15 protein-coding genes and 1 pseudogene are annotated in these 16,569 nt (G+C 68.2%); 14 read left to right on the forward strand and 2 right to left on the reverse strand.

Annotated features, from left to right (window positions below):
- Position 1: 1 nt before the first annotated feature.
- Genes GGQ91_RS04240 through GGQ91_RS04250 form a run of 3 tightly spaced genes read left to right on the forward strand, consistent with a single transcriptional unit; the run spans position 2 to position 3,139 of the window.
- Complete coding sequence (locus tag GGQ91_RS04240) at positions 2–553, forward strand: OsmC family protein (RefSeq protein ID WP_179697508.1); 552 nt, start codon at positions 2–4, stop codon at positions 551–553.
- 58 nt (positions 554–611) lie between these two features.
- Positions 612–1,808, forward strand: a complete 1,197-nt coding sequence (locus GGQ91_RS04245; protein WP_182591427.1) for an acyl-CoA dehydrogenase family protein — start codon at positions 612–614, stop codon at positions 1,806–1,808.
- On the forward strand, positions 1,805–3,139 hold the full coding sequence (locus tag GGQ91_RS04250) for an FAD-dependent oxidoreductase (protein WP_043351278.1): 1,335 nt from the start codon (positions 1,805–1,807) through the stop codon (positions 3,137–3,139). The genes GGQ91_RS04245 and GGQ91_RS04250 overlap by 4 nt, the downstream gene beginning before the upstream one ends.
- On the opposite strand, the gene GGQ91_RS04255 is transcribed toward GGQ91_RS04250, so the two are convergent.
- Positions 3,117–3,743, reverse strand: a complete 627-nt coding sequence (locus GGQ91_RS04255) for a hypothetical protein (protein WP_182591428.1) — start codon at positions 3,741–3,743, stop codon at positions 3,117–3,119. The two genes, GGQ91_RS04250 and GGQ91_RS04255, sit on opposite strands and share 23 nt — an antisense overlap.
- A gap of 194 nt (positions 3,744–3,937) precedes the next feature.
- Between GGQ91_RS04255 and GGQ91_RS04260 the strand changes: the two genes are divergently transcribed.
- The 4 genes and pseudogenes from GGQ91_RS04260 to GGQ91_RS04275 form a co-directional block, all read left to right on the forward strand.
- A complete protein-coding gene (locus tag GGQ91_RS04260; RefSeq protein ID WP_043379219.1) occupies positions 3,938–5,293 on the forward strand; it encodes a CmpA/NrtA family ABC transporter substrate-binding protein in 1,356 nt (451 codons plus the stop codon).
- Positions 5,294–5,296: 3 nt separating this feature from the next.
- A complete protein-coding gene (ntrB, locus tag GGQ91_RS04265; RefSeq protein ID WP_043759789.1) occupies positions 5,297–6,136 on the forward strand; it encodes a nitrate ABC transporter permease in 840 nt (279 codons plus the stop codon).
- 8 nt (positions 6,137–6,144) lie between these two features.
- Positions 6,145–7,125 carry an ABC transporter ATP-binding protein gene (locus tag GGQ91_RS04270; RefSeq protein ID WP_182591429.1) on the forward strand — a complete coding sequence of 327 codons (981 nt, stop codon included), beginning with the start codon at positions 6,145–6,147 and terminating at the stop codon, positions 7,123–7,125.
- Positions 7,126–7,246: 121 nt separating this feature from the next.
- A pseudogene (locus GGQ91_RS04275) lies at positions 7,247–7,527 on the forward strand (cyanase); the annotation flags it as partial.
- A 77-nt stretch (positions 7,528–7,604) separates the two neighbouring features.
- Here GGQ91_RS04275 and GGQ91_RS04280 read toward each other — a convergent pair.
- Entirely contained in the window at positions 7,605–8,510 is a 906-nt protein-coding gene (locus GGQ91_RS04280; protein ID WP_182591430.1) for a helix-turn-helix domain-containing protein, read from the reverse strand.
- Positions 8,511–8,595: 85 nt separating this feature from the next.
- Between GGQ91_RS04280 and GGQ91_RS04285 the strand changes: the two genes are divergently transcribed.
- The 7 genes from GGQ91_RS04285 (at position 8,596) to GGQ91_RS04315 (ending at position 16,569) form a co-directional block, all read left to right on the forward strand.
- On the forward strand, positions 8,596–9,918 hold the full coding sequence (locus GGQ91_RS04285; RefSeq protein WP_236952753.1) for an NADH:flavin oxidoreductase/NADH oxidase: 1,323 nt from the start codon (positions 8,596–8,598) through the stop codon (positions 9,916–9,918).
- The gene (locus tag GGQ91_RS28350; RefSeq protein ID WP_257787429.1) at positions 9,893–10,225 is read left to right on the forward strand and encodes a DUF485 domain-containing protein; all 333 of its coding nucleotides are present in this window, start codon (positions 9,893–9,895) and stop codon (positions 10,223–10,225) included. The genes GGQ91_RS04285 and GGQ91_RS28350 overlap by 26 nt, the downstream gene beginning before the upstream one ends.
- Positions 10,226–10,237: 12 nt before the next feature.
- The gene (locus GGQ91_RS04295) at positions 10,238–11,824 is read left to right on the forward strand and encodes a sodium:solute symporter family transporter (RefSeq protein WP_111473522.1); all 1,587 of its coding nucleotides are present in this window, start codon (positions 10,238–10,240) and stop codon (positions 11,822–11,824) included.
- 1,314 nt (positions 11,825–13,138) lie between these two features.
- Positions 13,139–13,444, forward strand: a complete 306-nt coding sequence (locus GGQ91_RS04300) for a hypothetical protein (RefSeq protein WP_148311265.1) — start codon at positions 13,139–13,141, stop codon at positions 13,442–13,444.
- Between the two features lie 47 nt (positions 13,445–13,491).
- Positions 13,492–14,898 (forward strand): LLM class flavin-dependent oxidoreductase, encoded by a 1,407-nt coding sequence (locus GGQ91_RS04305; RefSeq protein ID WP_182591431.1) that lies wholly within the window; start codon positions 13,492–13,494, stop codon positions 14,896–14,898.
- 8 nt (positions 14,899–14,906) lie between these two features.
- Positions 14,907–15,677, forward strand: coding sequence for an ABC transporter ATP-binding protein (locus GGQ91_RS04310; RefSeq protein WP_043759779.1), 771 nt, complete (start codon positions 14,907–14,909; stop codon positions 15,675–15,677).
- A 10-nt stretch (positions 15,678–15,687) separates the two neighbouring features.
- Positions 15,688–16,569, forward strand: a complete 882-nt coding sequence (locus GGQ91_RS04315; protein WP_179697500.1) for a branched-chain amino acid ABC transporter permease — start codon at positions 15,688–15,690, stop codon at positions 16,567–16,569.

The raw sequence follows: 16,569 nt of genomic DNA on the forward strand, positions 1-16,569 counted from the left end.
GATGAGCGCGAGCGCCGCCCCGAAGACTGTCACCACCTACCTGCGTCCGATCGACCGCGACGGCCTGATGCAGTTCGCCGAGAAGGGCCGCTGCAATCCCGGCTCGCGCGGCACCAACAAGGTGCACACGGTCGTCGACGGCCAGTACCGCACCCTCAGCTACGTCGGCGACCATGCGCCCGTCGTGGTCGACGAGCCGCTGCATCTGTTCGGCGAGAACACCGCGCCGGCGCCCGGCGAGATCGTGCTCTCCGCCCTCGGCGGCTGCCTCGCGGTCGGAATCACCGCGGTGGCGACCTGGAAGCAGGTGCGCCTCTCCCGCCTGGAGCTCCACCTCGAGGGCGACATCGGCAACCCGGCCGCCTGGGGCGCCGGCGGGGCGGAGAAGAAGCCGGAGGATATGGGCTTTCAGGAGATCCGGGTCGCCGTGACCATCGAGGGCGACGCGACCCGCGAGGCGCTCGACGAGATCGTGCGCCACGCGAACCACTTCTCGCCGGTGGCCAACACCATGCGCAACCCGGTCCCCTTCAAGATCGGACTGGCCGATTGAGCGCGTCGGCGGGACCCGGCGGCCCCGCCCCCTTTCCCCTTCCTGAGGAGATTGCACGATGTCGAGCGCCCTCGCCCTTCCACCGGCCGGGCCCTCCGTGACGGAGGCGCCGTTCGCGAGCCCGGCCGGCCGCACGTGGACGGACGAGACCGTCCTCGCCGAGACGACGGCCATTGCCGACGGCCCCCTGGGCGCGGCGGCGAGCAAGATCGACCACGGCGCGTACCCGCTCGACATCATGGGCAGGCTCGGAGACGCAGGCGCGCTCGGCGTCCATCTCGACCGGCACGGCGCGCGCGTCGGCCTGGCCATCGCCGCCATGCAGGCGGCGAGCCGGGCCTGCGGCGCCACCGGCTTCCTGATGTGGTGCCACGATGTCTGCGGCCTCTACCTGGAGCGCTCGGGCAACCCGGCGCTCTCCGGCGCATTCCTCGACGACCACGTCGCGGGCCGCACCTTCGGCGGCACGGCGCTCTCCAACCCGATGAAGGCGTTCGCCGGGATCGAGCCGATCCTGCTGCGCGCCCGTCGCGTGCCCGGCGGCTACCGGGTCAGCGGCATGCTGCCCTGGGTCAGCCACATCGGCGCCGGCCAGTACTGCGGGGCCATCGCGGGCGTCCTCGGCGCCGGCGACGCCATCAGCCACGAGATCATGTTCCTGCTGCGCTGCGACCGCGCGGAGCTTCGGCCCTGCCCGCACTTCTCCGGCATGGAGGGCACCAGCACCTGGGGCGTGCGGCTCGACGAGTACTTCGTCGGGCAGGACGACCTGATCGCCGATCCGGCCCGGCCCTTTATCGGAGGGATCCGGGGCGCCTTCATCCTGCTCCAATGCGGCATGGGGCTCGGCGTGGCCGAGGGAAGCCTCAACGCCATGCTGGCGGTTGAGGAGACCCTTGGGCACGTCAACCAGTTCCTCGATGACCGCCCCGACACGGTCGCGGCCGAGCTCGCGGAGCTCCGCGCCCGGGTGATGCGGCTCGCCGAGACGCCCTACGATGGCTCGACCGACTACCTGATCGACGTCCTCGACGCCCGGGCCCAGACCGCCGAGCTGGCCCTGCGCGCGTCGCAGTCGGCGCTCCTGCATCAGGGCGCGCGCGGCTACCTGATGTCGGCGGCCCCGCAGCGCCGCGTCCGCGAGGCGCACTTCGTCGCCATCGTCACGCCGGCGATCAAGCACCTGCGCTGGGAGATGGCGCGCCTGTCCCGGGAGGTGCTGCCGAGCGGCACCGGCGTGGGAGGTCGGGCATGACCGTCCTGGAACCCACCGATGGCCTCGGCCCCTGGAAGCAGTTCCTCTGCCGGGCCTGCGGGCTGATCTACGACGAGGGCGAGGGCGATCCCGACAGCGGCCTGGCGCCCGGAACCCGGTTCGCCGACATCCCGGACGATTGGGCCTGCCCGATCTGCGGGGTGACCAAGTCCGACTTCGAACCGTACCGGCGGCGGGCCCCGGTCGCGCCGGTGCCGGCGGCCGCGGCCGCGCAGCGCCGGCCGGGCGTGGTGATCGTCGGCGCCGGTGCCGGGGGATGGGCGGCCGCGGAGGCGATCCGGGCCGAGGACACCCAGGTTCCGATCACACTGGTGACGGCCTGCGGCGGCGACGTCTACCACAAACCGGAACTCTCGGTTGCGCTGGGACGCGGCCTGTCGCCGGACAGGCTGCGTCGGGAGACGGGCGCCGCGGCGGCTGCCCGCCTGGGCCTGCGCCTGATGGCCGACACCGTGGCCGTGGGCCTTTCCCCGGAGCCGCACAGCCTGCGCACCACGCGCGGCACCCTGGGGTACACCGCCCTCGTCCTGGCCCACGGCGCGCGTCCGGCGCTGCCGGCCTGCCTCGACCCGACCCTGTGCTGGCGCGTGAACGACCTCGCGGCCTGGGCCTCCCTGCACGCCGAACTCGCACAGGGCCCCCGTGCCGTCGCGGTGATCGGCGCCGGCATGGTCGGCTGCGAACTCGCGGAGGACCTCGCCCGGGCCGGACACGCCGTGACGCTCGTCGGGATCGGGGCGCTGCCGCTGCCCGAGCTCCTGCCGGACGTGGCGGGCCGCCGGCTCCTGGCCGGACTCGAAGGGCTGGGCGTGCGCTACCGGGCCAACGCCGTCGTGCGCGGCCTCGGCCGCCGGCCGGACGGCGAGGTCGCGCTCACGTTCGCGGACGGGACGATTCTGGTCGCCACGACGGTGATCGCCGCGACCGGGCTCGCCACGCCCTCGCGGCTCGTGCGCGGGGCCGGGCTCGCCTTCGACCGCGGGATCGTCGTCGATCCGGCGACCCTGCGCACGAGCGGCCCCGACATCTTCGCGCTCGGCGACTGCATCAGCATCGCGGGGCGACCCTGCCGCTTCATCGAGCCGGTCGCCCGCCAGGCCGAGGCCATCGCCCACGCGATCCTGGGCCGGGAGCATCCGGGCTACGCGCACGCTTTACCCGTCATCCGTCTGAAGACGCGTTCGACACCGATCGCGCTGCACGGTGCGCCGCTCCCCGGGGAGCCCTGGCACATCGTCGAGCACACCGAGAGCCGGCTCGCGATGGAACAGCGGCGCGACGGCGAGGTCACCGCCTGGCTGGCCGCCTGAGGCGCTGACGATGACGAACGATTTTCACGCAACCGATCCCGCCTTGGCGCAGGCGCACGGGCAGGTCGAGGCCAGTCTCTCGGCCACGACCCCGCGCCCCGCCGTGCACGGCCTCATCGACGAACCGACCCATACCGCAACCTTCGCCATGCACGATCCCCGGAGCCGCGCCGCGGCGGTGATCGACAGCGTGATCGCCCAGGTCGGCGAACAGGGCCGGACCGTCGCGTGGATCCTGGAGACCCCCGGCCACGCCGACCCCCTCTCGGCCGCGCCGCACCTCCGGGAGGGTCTTGGCGGCCGGCTCGGGATCGGGTGCGGCATCCTCCAGGTGCAGGACGCGTGCGGCACGCTGTTCAACGCGGGGACTGAGGTCGCCCGCCCAGGCGCCGCGTTCGACCGGTTGTTCGACGAGGGTGACGGCTTCCGTGACGGTCGGGACGGGAGCGTTCGCGATCGCGGGCGTCTCCCGCGTCTCCCGCGTCGACTGAGCCCTGGTCCCGGCCTTCGCGGAAGGCGCCGGCAGCGGCCGCTCTGGGCTTCCCCGGCCCGCCGCCCGTGCAACCCGCAAGAGCCCGCTCGACACGGTGCCGGTAAGGCTCATCGGAGGTGCCGGCCTCGCGATGCTGCTCCGGTGATCCGGCACGGTTCGACGCTGCCGAGAGACCGTCACCGGCCCACCGTCTCGACCTTCGCCAGCCAGGCGGGGGGATGCTGATCCGAGCGAAGATTTCATGATGCGGCGCGCTTGGCGCGACAGTTGCTGCGAATTTCAAGACTTCAACGCCGGAGTTCTCGATGGCCCGTTCCGACAATCCTTTTGATGCCCGGCGCAGGCTCGGCGGCTGCTCCTGCGGTGCGCATGCGGACCAAGCCGCGCACGAAGCCTCTCTCCCGTCGGGCGACGCCGCGGTCGTGCGCGTCGTCGAGGCAGCGATGCTGCGGGCGCTGTTCCCGCACGATGCCGGACGCCGCGCCTTCCTGAAGAGCGTCGGCGCCGCGACCGCCGCAGCGGCGGTCGCCCAGTTCCTGCCCACGCAGTTCGTGGCCGAGGCGTTCGCCGAGGCCGGCAGGCCGGAAAGGGCGGATCTCAAGGTCGGCTTCATCCCGATCACCTGCGCCACGCCGATCATCATGGCCAAGCCCATGGGCTTCTACGAGAAGCAGGGCCTGAACGTCGACGTCGTCAAGACCGCCGGGTGGGCGGTGGTGCGCGACAAGACCCTGAACAAGGAATACGACGCCGCCCACATGCTCGCGCCGATGCCGATCGCGATCACGCTCGGCCTCGGCTCGAATCCCGTTCCCTTCGCGGTGCCGGCGATCGAGAACGTCAACGGCCAAGCGATCTGCCTCGCCAACAAGCACAAGGACAATCGCGACCCGAAGAACTGGAAGGGCTTCAAACTCGCCATCCCGTTCGACTACTCGAACCACAACTACTTGCTGCGCTATTACTTGGCCGAGCACGGCATCGATCCCGACACCGACGTGCAGCTCCGCTCGGTGCCGCCGCCGGAGATGGTCGCGAACCTGCGCGCCGACAACATCGACGGCTTCCTGGCGCCGGACAACATCGTCCAGCGCGCGGTCTACGACGGCGTCGGCTTCATCCACGTGTTGTCGAAGGAGATCTGGGACGGGCATCCCTGCTGCTCGTTCTCGGTCGCGCAGGACACGATCCGCGAGATGCCGAACGCCACGGCCGCGCTCCTGCGCGCCATCCTCCAGGCGACCGCCTACGCCTCGCGACTGGAGAACCGCAAGGAGATCGCCGCCGCAATCGCGCCCGCGAACTACCTGAACCAGCCGCTCACCGTCGTGGAGCAAGTCCTGACCGGCACCTACGCGGACGGCCTCGGCAGCGTCAGGAAGGATCCGCGGCGGGTCGCCTTCGACCCGTTCCCGTACGAGAGCTTCGCGATCTGGACGCTGACCCAGATGAAGCGCTGGGGCCAGATCAAGGGCGATGTCGACTACGCCGCCGTAGCGAGGCAGGTCTACCGCGCCACCGATGCCGCCAAGCTGATGAAGCAGGACGGCCTCGCCCCGCCGGAAGCCACCACGAAGACGTTCGTGGTCATGGGCAAGCCCTTCGATCCGGCCAAGCCCCAAGAATACCTGGATTCCTTCAAGATCAAGCGCGCGAGCTGAGTCATGCAACGCACCCTGACCCTGCGCGCCGGCATCCTCTCCCTGGCGCTCCTCGCGGTGATCCTACTCGGCTGGCAGGTCGCGGTGAGCGGCACGGCCAAGACCGAGGCGATGGACCCGGAATACGCGGCCCTGATGGGTCAGGCGGCCACCACCGGCAAGTCGGCCATGCCCGGCCCCCTGGATGTCGGGGCGACCATCTGGGGGCACCTGAGTGACCCGTTCTACGACCGCGGCCCGAACGACAAGGGCATCGGTATCCAGCTCGCCTACTCGATCGGGCGCGTGGCGCTCGGCTACGGCTTGGCGGTGCTGGTGGCGATCCCGGTCGGCTTCCTCATCGGCATGTCGCCGCTGATGAGCCGGGCGCTCGATCCGTTCATCCAGATCCTGAAGCCGGTCTCGCCGCTCGCCTGGATGCCGCTCGCCCTCTACACCATCAAGGACTCGGCCCTGTCGGCGATCTTCGTGATCTTCATCTGCTCGCTCTGGCCGATGCTGATGAACACCGTGTTCGGCGTGTCGAGCACGCGGAAGGAGTGGCTCAACGTCGCCCGGACCCTGGAGGTCGGGCCGGTGCGCCGGGCGTTCACGGTGATCCTGCCGGCCGCCGCGCCGACCATCCTCACCGGAATGCGCATCTCCATCGGCATCGCCTGGCTCGTGATCGTCGCGGCCGAGATGCTCGTGGGCGGCACCGGCATCGGCTACTTCGTCTGGAATGAGTGGAACAACCTCTCGATCACCAACGTGATCACCTCGATCTTGGTGATCGGCGTCGTCGGCATGGCCCTCGACCAGCTGCTGGCGCGCGCGCAGCGCCTCGTCACCTTCCCCGAATGAGGCACCCGATGAGCAAGCTGCTTCCCTTCGTGCGGCGCTCCAGCCGTGCCGCCCCCGCTCCCGTTCAGGCCGGGACCAGCCGCATGTCGAACGCAGAGAAGTTCATCTCCATCGAGGGGATCGCGCGCCGCTATCCGGGGCCAGGGGGCAAGACGGCCACGATCTTCGAGGACCTGTGGCTGCCCATGCGCCGGGGAGAGTTCGTGTGCATGATCGGGCACTCGGGCTGCGGCAAGACCACGGTGCTCAACATCCTGGCGGGGCTCGAGGCCCCGTCCGAGGGGGTCGTCATCGTGGATGGGCAGGCGATCGAAGGAACCAGCCTCAATCGGGCGGTGATCTTCCAGGGCCACGCCCTGCTGCCCTGGCGCAGCGTGCTCGGCAACGTCGCCTACGCGGTCTCCGCGCGCTGGCGGACGGCGCCCAGGGCCGAGGTCGAGGCGCGCGCGAGGAAGGCCATCGCCACGGTGGGACTGGCGGGCTCCGAGCACAAGCGCCCGTCCGAACTGTCGGGCGGCATGAAGCAGCGCGTCGGCATCGCCCGGGCGCTCTCGATCGAGCCGAAGATCTTGCTGATGGATGAGCCCTTCTCGGCGCTGGACGCGCTGACCCGGGGAACCCTGCAGGACGAGGTCCGCCGCATCTGCGTCGAGACCGGCCAGACGGTGTTCATGATCACACACGACGTCGACGAGGCGATCTATCTCGCCGACCGGATCGTGCTGATGACCAACGGACCCCGAGCGAGGGTCGCGGAGATCGTCGAGAACCCGCTGCCGAAGGACCGTGATCGCACGCAGCTCCACCATGCGCCCGGGTATTACGCCCTGCGCAACCACCTGATCGACTTCCTGGTGACCCGCTCCACGACGCTGCGGGACGCGATGCCGGACGGGTACGACCCGCGCCATCCGCCGGTCGTGCGGCCTTCCCTGAGCGAGGCGGACGCGGCAGCCGGCGCCGCCGAGCCTCCAGCCCGCCGGGCCTGATCCGCGGCCATCGCCCACGCGGCGGGATGGCCGCCGGATCGCGCGGAAGGCATCGGCAGTCCCGACGGTAAACCGCTTCGCCCGTCGCCCTCCCCCGGTGCGCGAACGCGAGGCGTGACTTGCCGAACTCCTCGGCCTCACCGAGGCGGAAGAGCGAATGCTCAACGAACCGCTGATCTACCGGTTCTACGAGCGGGTGATGGTCTACGGCACGACCTTCAAGGAGCTGATCCAGGAGGGGTTCGGCGCGGCATCGTGTCGGCGATCGACTTCAACATGGACATGGTCCGCGAGGCCAGCAACAAGGGCGACCGGGCGAAGCTCACCATGTCGGGCAAGTTCCCGCCGCACAAATCTTACGGCAACAACGACGACAGGCCGGAATACGAGCTCAAAGCATAATGAAATCAGGTCCGACCGGCGACTCGCAGCGTGGCTGGAATGCTTCCAGTATAATTTTAGTCAGAACAACTTGAGATTTACGATCTGCCAATGAGCCTGTAATGTTTCGGTGTGAGCCCGGTCAACCGCCGAAAAGCCGTTGCCAGATGGCTTTGACTGGAGAAGCCCGTATCGAAGGCAATCGCCGTGATGGCAAGGTCGGTCGAGAGGAGCATGGTCTTGGCCCGCTCGACACGGCGTGAGAGGACATACTGGTGAACCGTCGTTCCCCATTGCTTGAGGCACACGCGGGATAGGGTGCGGGGGGATACGCCGATCTCGGCGGCAAGCGCCTCCAGGGAGAGGTCCTCGGCGAGCCGCTCTTCGATCAGGTCGCGGATGCGCCGCATCTCGCCGCGATCCAGCGCATCGTTGTCCAAAACCGTCCGTGATGAGCGACCGTTCGCCGTATAGGCCCGGACAAGGCGCACGACCATCGCGTGGACCAGCTCGTCGACATAGAGCGCCGATGAGGCATCGGGCTCCTCCCGCAGGATCTCCAGGATGGCCAGGGCCAGCTGCTCGAGGAGCGGATCAGACGTTCCGAGCGGAATGTCGAGCTCGACCCGTGGCGCCGTCGCACTCCACATCTGGCGCGCGGTCTCGTCGATCAAGCCCTGGCGGAGATGCATCGCAAGCATCTCGGAGCGTCCGCGTCTTTGCCACTCGCTCTTGTCATGGGCGGGGATCAGGTGGAACTGCCGGGGGCGCAACGTGCTCGCCTCGGTCGCGCCGCCGCGCCCGATGCGTCGACGGATCTGGGCCGGACGCGCGACGCAGTAGCCGAGGCAGGGATTGCCGACCGGATCGAGCGTCCCCGTCCACGGCTCGACGGCGACGTGCTGCGCGTGAATGTCCCGCCAGCCCCGCCCCGTGCTGCGGGCCAGCGCGATATTCTTCGGCCAGGAGCCGATGTCACGCGTCTGCATCGTCGCGCTCGTCATGTCCCCGACCCTGTCGGCACGTCCCGCCAGCCTCCGCGCTGCACGCTGTCCGGAATCTGTTCGAGCCCGGCCCGAATTTGGAAGAGTGCCGTCCAAAGCTAAGGGCAGTCTAGGGCTTGAACAAGTCATCACTGGCGGACAGCTCGGCATTCGACTGCTCGTTCCGCAACTGTATTGGCTCAATTTCGAGCAGATAGCTCGCTTCTCCGGCAGGATGTTCGGCTGGACGGAGCGTGCGTGGAGAGCGGGCACGATGTCCTCCTTGTTCAGCGAACTCCGGGTCCGCGATGTCACGTTGCGCAACCGCATCGCGGTCTCGCCGATGACCCAGTTCTCGTCGCCGGACGGCCTCGTGAACGATTGGCACTTGGTCCATCTGGGCTCGAAGGCGGCGGGCGGCGCCGCGCTCGTGGTGGTCGAGCAGGCGGCCGTGTCGCCGGAAGGCCGCATGTCCACGCAATGCGCGGGCATCTGGAACGACGAGCAGGGTGAAGCCCTGGCCCGGATCGCCCGCTTCGTCTCGACCGTCGGGGCCGTGCCCGGCATCCAGCTCGGCCACACGGGCCGGCGGGGCTGCGTCGAGCCTCCGTGGAAAGGCGGCGGCCACCTGCCGGAAGACCACCCCGACGCGTGGGAGATGATCGGCCCCTCCGCGGATGCGTTCGGCGGGGTCATGCCGCGCATCCCGCGGGCCATGACGCACGACGATATCGCGACCGTCACGCGCCAGTACGCCGAGGCCGCACGCCGGGCGCGGGACGCCGGCTTTCAGTGGCTGGAGATCCACTGCGCGCACGGCTTCCTCCTGTCGAGCTTCTTTTCGCCCCTGGCCAACCGGCGCACCGATGAATACGGCGGCGATTTCGCCGGGCGCAGCCGGCTGCTTGTCGAGGTCTTCGAGGCCGTCCGCTCGGAATGGCCCGAGCGGCTGCCGCTCTCCATGCGGTTCGGCGTGACGGAATTCGCACCCGGCGGCCAGACCATCGACGAGTCGGTCGAACTGGCTCGCCTCCTCGCGCCCCGGGGACTCGACCTCGTGGACGTCTCCTTCGGCGGCAACTCGGGCCGCGCCCAAACGCCGTGGGACGAAGAGGGCTTCATGGTCCCGGCGGCGCAGCGAATCCGCAAGGAGGCGGGGGTCCTGACCGCCGCGAACTGGAACCTGGCTGATCCCGTCTTCGCGGAGTCGATCGTCAGGGAGGGCCAAGTCGACATCGTCATGCTCGGCAGGCCGATGCTCGCGAACCCCCACTGGCCGGTCTACGCGGCGATGGTTCTGGGCGAGGCGCGCCCCTACGACATGCTGCCCGTCCAGTTCAAAACTTGGCTCAACAAGTATCAACGCAGCCGCGTCAACAACGGATTCGGCCACGTGGTCGCCGATGCCGCATCGAAGGCTGCCGAATAAACGCCCGATCCAACATCAACGCGTCGAAGCCGGAGGTCGAACGGTGTCAGCAGAGGAAACACATCTCGAAGCCCCGAAGAACGATCTGCCGCAGGCCCGACTCGGATGGATCATGGCGTGCATTCAGACGGTGATCTACGGCAGCTTCGTCGGCACCTTCATCGTTTCGCCCGCCACCATGACGCGGCCGATCGCGCCCGGGATGGCCGTGACGGTCGCCACCGTCGGCGGCCTCCTCGCCATCCTGTCCACCATGATCCTGACGGGACTCTACGTCCTGCTCGCCAACCGTCTCACCGCGCGCTGAGGAGGCGACCCCATGCGAAGATCCCTATTGGCCACCCTGCTGCTCCTGGGCGCGACCGCCCCGGCGCTCGCGGGCGATCCCGGCGGCGGCCTGAACGCCGCGGCGATCGGAATGTTCGTCGGCATCGTCATCGTGACGCTGGGCATCACCTACTGGGCGGCCCGGCGCGCTCAATCCGCCGATCAGTTCTATGCCGCCGGAGGCCAGATCTCCGGCTTCCAGAATGGCATCGCGCTGGCCGGTGACATGATATCGGCCGGCGCGCTCCTCGGCCTCGCCGGGTTGATCTGCTCCTCCGGCTTCGACGGCCTGATCTTCGCCGTCGGCTACGCGACCGGCCTGCCCTTCGTCGTCTTCCTGGTGGCCGAGAGATTGAGGAAGCTCGGCCGCTACACGGTGGCCGACGTCCTCGCGACGCGCCTGTCGGAAACGCCGATCCGCATCTTTACTGCCATCGCCACCCTCGTCATCGTGATGTTTTACCTCATCGCCCAGATGGTCGGGGCGGGACAGTTGATCCGGCTGCTTTTCGGGCTGGACTATCTCTACGCGCAGATCCTCGTGGGCGCGCTGATGATCTGCTACGTGATGTTCGGCGGCATGGTGGCGACGACTTGGGTGCAGATCGTCAAGGCGACGCTGCTGCTCGCCGCCGGCGTCGCGATCGCGCTGCTCATCCTGGCGCGCTTCGGATTCGACTACGACAGCCTCATCGCCCAGGCCATTGCGGTGCATCCGAAGCACGCGGCGATGATGATGCCCCAGGTCTATTCAGGCAGCGTGTGGCAGTCGATCTCCCTTGGCATGACCCTGATGCTCGGGGCGGCAGGCCTGCCGCATGTCCTGATGCGCTTCTTCACCGTCCCGGATACCCGTGCCGCCCGCGTGTCGGTGTTCTGGGCGGTGATGTGCCAGAGCGGCTTCTTCGCCCTCATCTTCGTCATCGGCTTCGGAGCGCTGGCCATCATAGGCGGGGACCCGGCCTATCTCGACGCCAAGGGCGCCATCCGCGGCGGCGGCAACATGGCCACCGTCCATCTGTCGCACGCCTTGGGTGGCGACACGCTCATGGGCCTCGTCTCCGCCGTGGCGTTCGCCACGATCCTGGCGGTGGTCGCAGGACTGACGCTGACGGGAGCCTCGGCGGTTTCGCACGATCTCTACGCCCGCATCATCGGCCGGGGCCGGGCAACGGAGCGCAGCGAGATCCGCGCCTCGCGGCTCGCCACGGTCGGCCTCGGCATCATCTCGGTACTGCTCGGCATCGCCTTCCAGACCCAGAACGTCGCCTACATGATCAGCCTCGCCTACGCGGTCAGCTGCAGTTCGACCCTGCCGCTGCTGATCCTGGCGCTGTACTGGAGCGGCCTGACGACCCGGGGCGCCATCGCGGGAGGGGTGACCGGGCTCGTCGGCGCGACCGTCCTGACGGTTCTCGGCCCGCCGGTCTGGGTGAAGGTGCTCGGAAACGCCGCACCGATCTTCCCGATCGATCCGCCCACGATCGTGACGATGCCATTGGCATTCCTCACGGCGTTCGTGGTCTCGGCGATGGACCGCAAGTCCGCGCCCGCGGCGGCGATGTCGCCCGCGACCTAGCGCTACTCCTGCGGGGCCTCGCGATCTCGACCGTTGCGAGCCCCCCCTTGACGGTTCCGCCATGGGCACGCGCCGGTCAGGCATGGAAGCAATCCATCGCGGAACGATGAAAGGTCCGCGTCCCAAGTATAAGGTTCACAAAGCGGGGATTCTGCTTCCGGCCATGACCGCCGGATCGGGGGCGCTTCAGAATGACTGGGTTGGGTGCTTTCCTGCCCATCGGCTTTCGGCGGCCGAATCCGTAAGTTCGCCCGTTCGCCCGGATCGTGTCGGTCGACGGATGCGCGCCCATTTGGGTCGTCCAAGTCCCCCAAGGCAGTGCCCGAAAGCGGCACGCGACATGACGGCGTGCGCCGGCTTGCGCGCATGACAACGGCAGCCAACCGAGACCAGCCAATATGCCCCACGGATCGTTGCGGGCGGGCACCTCTGCGCAACGCGAACCTGCCCCATGGTGACGCTTGTCGCCCCAGGGCAGGACGGCAGCGTCGAAGATCGAGCAGAATGGCTTTGAGCCGCGCGGTCACACGACGATGGCGTGCACGGTCCGGTCCGTCGGGGCCAAGGTCGAGACTGGTCACGCTTGCTGCCAGGGCCAAAATCCAAGTGCCGGCTCTTCGGCAGCAGCCTCAAGGTGCTTCTGGACCAGCCGAACAGAACTGCACTGGAGACGGGCGAATATTTAGGGATCTCGAAACCAGGAAACATGGACATCGTTCCAGGTCGAGGGTCGTGCGCTTCACCGGCCGGACCGGTAGCGCGCTGAACGCGCCGCGATCGAAAAATGGCGGCTCAAGCGAGGATCTGCGCCCCCGACGCAACGCCGCTCGCCGACGAAGCAAGTCACACGAATAACATTCCAACCGGCCGACCCTCGCCCCCAGTGCGTCCGGTGCGCAGATCCGAGGCGCTGCAGGCCAATCGAAGAGTCCTTCCACCCGCCCTCGACGAAGCGGAATCTTAGCCTCGTCGCCTCAAGTAAAATGGTATTCTGTTTTCTTGAACGACGATATCGTTTGCGCATAAGTTATTTGCCTGAGGGAACACAAGCGATCGTTTCCCGAAAAATATAAACAATATGATTCTTTACTGGGGCATCACTTCGGATGTCCTTGCTATACCGAGACGACTCGCCGATGCAGTTTGCACCTTCCGCCATCTCTCGCAGAGTCTCATCCCGGCTCGGGGTTCGGCGAGGCTGTCTCGCACTTCTTGCCCCTCTCTCCGCCGAGGCCCTGTCGCCGAGCGCCGTCGAGACCGTCACGGGCGAGGCGGGCCCGCAGACGGATGCCGGCGCGATCGGCGGCGCCCCCCATGGCGGCGTCAAATGGCATGGGCCGCGGGCGCCCGACACGGCCTCGCTGGCTGCGGCGGGGTTGTCAGGCCAACCTGATCTCAGGAGGCACCGGCAGCGCCTGTTCTCGCGACAAGCTCGTCTTCGAGGTCCACGCTCATCTTGCCGTAGGGAACGGTATCTTCTTCGAGCCGGTGGTCCAGTACGTCGTGAACGGTGATCCGTACTGGAATCCGCACACGGATAATCGCTCGAAAGACGGCGTTGACGTTGACGCCACGCGGATCGTCCCGCTGGCGGCGATCTTCGGCCTCGCTCCGGGCTGAACCGCCCGACCTTCCCGCCCTCACCACACCGACTGCGACGCGCTGCCATGCCCGGCCAGACCATTCGCTTCAACGCCTTCGACATGAATTGCGTCGGCCATCAATCGCCCGGCCTCTGGGCCCACCCGCGAGACCGTTCGTGGCGATACAAGGACTTGGAATACTGGCAGGATCTCGCTCGGACTTTGGAGCGCGGCATCTTCGACGGTATCTTCATCGCGGATGTCGTCGGATACTACGATGTCTACAAGGGCTCCAACTGGCACGCCCTCGAGCAGGCGGCCCAGATCCCCGTGAACGATCCGCTGCAGCTGGCCGCGCCGATCGCCCTCGCCACGGACCATCTCGGGATCGGCATCACTGCATCCACGTCCTTCGAGCACCCCTACACCTTTGCAAGGCGCCTCTCGACGGCGGATCACCACACCAAGGGCAGGATCGGATGGAACATCGTCACGTCCTACCTGGAGAGCGGAGCCAGGAATGTCGGCCAGAGCGGCCTGCAGCGCCATGACAACCGCTACGAGGTCGCGTCGGAATACGTCGAAGTTCTCTACAAGCTCTTCGAGGGGAGTTGGGAGGATGGGGCGGTCCTGCGGGACCGGGATAGGCGGATCTTCACGGACCCGTCGAAGGTCCATGAGATCGGCCACCGCGGGCGGCACTTCACGGTCCCCGGCTATCATCTCAGCGAGCCCTCACCGCAGCGCACACCCGTGCTCTACCAAGCCGGCGCGTCGGGCCCCGGCAAGGCCTTCGCGGCAACGCATGCCGAATGCGTCTTCGTGGCCGCGCCCCTCAAGGCGATGCTCAGGGCCTATGTCTCCGATGTCCGCGCCAAGGCCGTCGCCGCGGGGCGGTCGGCCGAGGACATCCTGATCTACAACCTCACGACCGTGATCGTCGCCGAGACCGACGAAGCCGCGCAGAGGACGTTCGAGGACTATCAAAACTACGCATCCTACGACGGCGCGCTCGTCTTCATGTCGGGCTGGAGCGGGATCGACTTCGGGCAATACGCACCGACCGATCTCGTGAAGAAGGTCGAGACCAACGCCATTGTCTCGATGGTCGAGACCTTCACGGCGGACGAGAAACCCTGGTCGATCGCCGAGTTGGCCCGGTGGGGCGGCATCGGCGGAATCGGGCCGGTCTTCGTCGGCTCGCCGACGACCGTCGCCGACATTCTGCAGGAATGGGTCGAGGAGACCGGGGTCGACGGCTTCAACCTCGCCTATGCGGTCACGCCCGAGACCTTCGAGGATACGGTCAACCTGCTGGTGCCGGAACTGCAGCGTCGCGGTGTCTATCCGAAGGCGTACAGGCCCGGGACCCTGCGCGAGAAACTGTTCGGACGCGGCGCCTACTTGCCCGAGTCCCATCCGGCTCACGGCTACCGGGACATCGAAGCCGTGAAGGCGCGCGAGACCGCGGGCCTTGCGGCGGCCGAGTGAGGGCGGCGATGCCCGAACCTCTTCTCGACGTCTTGGACGTCTCACTCTCCTTCAGAGGCCTGAAGGCGCTCGACGCGTTGAGCTTCTCGGTGACGCGCGGCGAGATCTGCGCCCTGATCGGTCCGAACGGCGCGGGAAAGAGTTCGGTCCTCAACATCCTCAACGGCGTCTATCGCGCCGATGGCGGGGCGATCGTGTTCGACGGCGGCCGCCTGGGACAGATCCGTCCGGTCACGGCCGCGCGGCGGGGCATCGGGCGGACCTTCCAGCACGCGGCCCTGTTCGGCGGCCTGAGCGTGCGCGACAACGTTCTCGCCGGCCTGTCGCGCAAGAGCCGGACGACGCTCCTCGACGATGCCCTGGGCCTGCCGCGCGCGCGCGCGGAGACGCGCGGATGTCTCGCTGCAGCCGACGAGATCCTCGGCTTCCTCGATCTCGCTCCCCACCGCGACCGCCTCGTCTCGACCCTTCCCTACGGCCTTCAGAAGCGCGTCGATCTCGGGCGGGCGCTGATCGCGAAACCCAAGCTCCTGCTTCTCGACGAGCCCATGGCCGGGATGAACGGCGAGGAGAAGCGGGCCATGGCGCGTTTCATCAGGTCCGCGCGCGACACCCTCGGGACGACGATCGTCCTGATCGAGCACGATATCGGCGTGGTCCTCGGTCTCTCCGACCACGTCGTCGTCCTCGATTACGGGCGCAAGGTCGGGGACGGCCCACCGTCCCAGGTCCGCAGCGATCCGGCCGTCATCGCCGCCTATCTCGGCAAGCCGCAGTGAGGACCGCGCGATGAGCTTCTTCCTGGAGACGCTCGTGGGCGGAGTGCTCGCGGGCGTGATGTATGCCCTCGTCGCGATCGGCTTCGTGCTGATCTACAAGGCGTCCGGCGTGTTCAACTTCGCGCAGGGCTCGATGGTGCTCTGCGCTGCGCTGACCTTCGTGACCCTGACGGAGAAGGGACTTCCGTTCTGGCTCGCCGGTCTCGTCACCTTGGCGATCATGGTGACGCTCGCGGTGGCGGTCGAGCGGGTGGTGCTGCGCCCGCTGGTCAACCGCTCGCAGGTCACCCTGTTCATGGCGACGCTCGGCCTGTCCTACATCATCGAGGGCGGCTCGCAGTTTCTCATGGACGCGCGCGTCCACGAACTCGACCTCGGGATCGCCGACCTTCCGGTCGCGCTCGGACCGATCCAGGTCAGCTCGTTCGATCTGGTGGCCGCCGCCAGTGCCGGCGCGCTGGTCCTGGGTCTCGCCCTGTTCTTCGAACGCACCCGGGTCGGCAAATCCCTGCGCGCCGTCGCGGACGACCCGCAGGCCGCGCTGTCCGTGGGAATCCGGCTTCCGGCACTCTGGGCGGCCGTCTGGGCCGTGGCCGGGTTCGTCGCGCTGGTGGCGGGACTGCTCTGGGGCGCACGGCAGGGCGTCCAGTTCTCTCTGACCTTCGTGGTGCTGAAGGCGCTGCCGGTGCTCATCATCGGCGGATTCACCTCGATCACCGGCGCCATCGCCGGCGGCCTCATCGTCGGGGCGGGCGACGCCCTGGCCGAGATCTATCTCGGGCCGCTCCTCGGCGGATCCGTCTCCACGTGGTTCGCCTACGGGCTTGCGGTCGCCTTCCTGCTGGTACGGCCGGCCGGATTGTTCGGCGAGCGGCCGATCGAAAGGGTCTGA

The organism is Methylobacterium fujisawaense, from assembly GCF_014138435.1.
Lineage (GTDB): Bacteria > Pseudomonadota > Alphaproteobacteria > Rhizobiales > Beijerinckiaceae > Methylobacterium > Methylobacterium fujisawaense.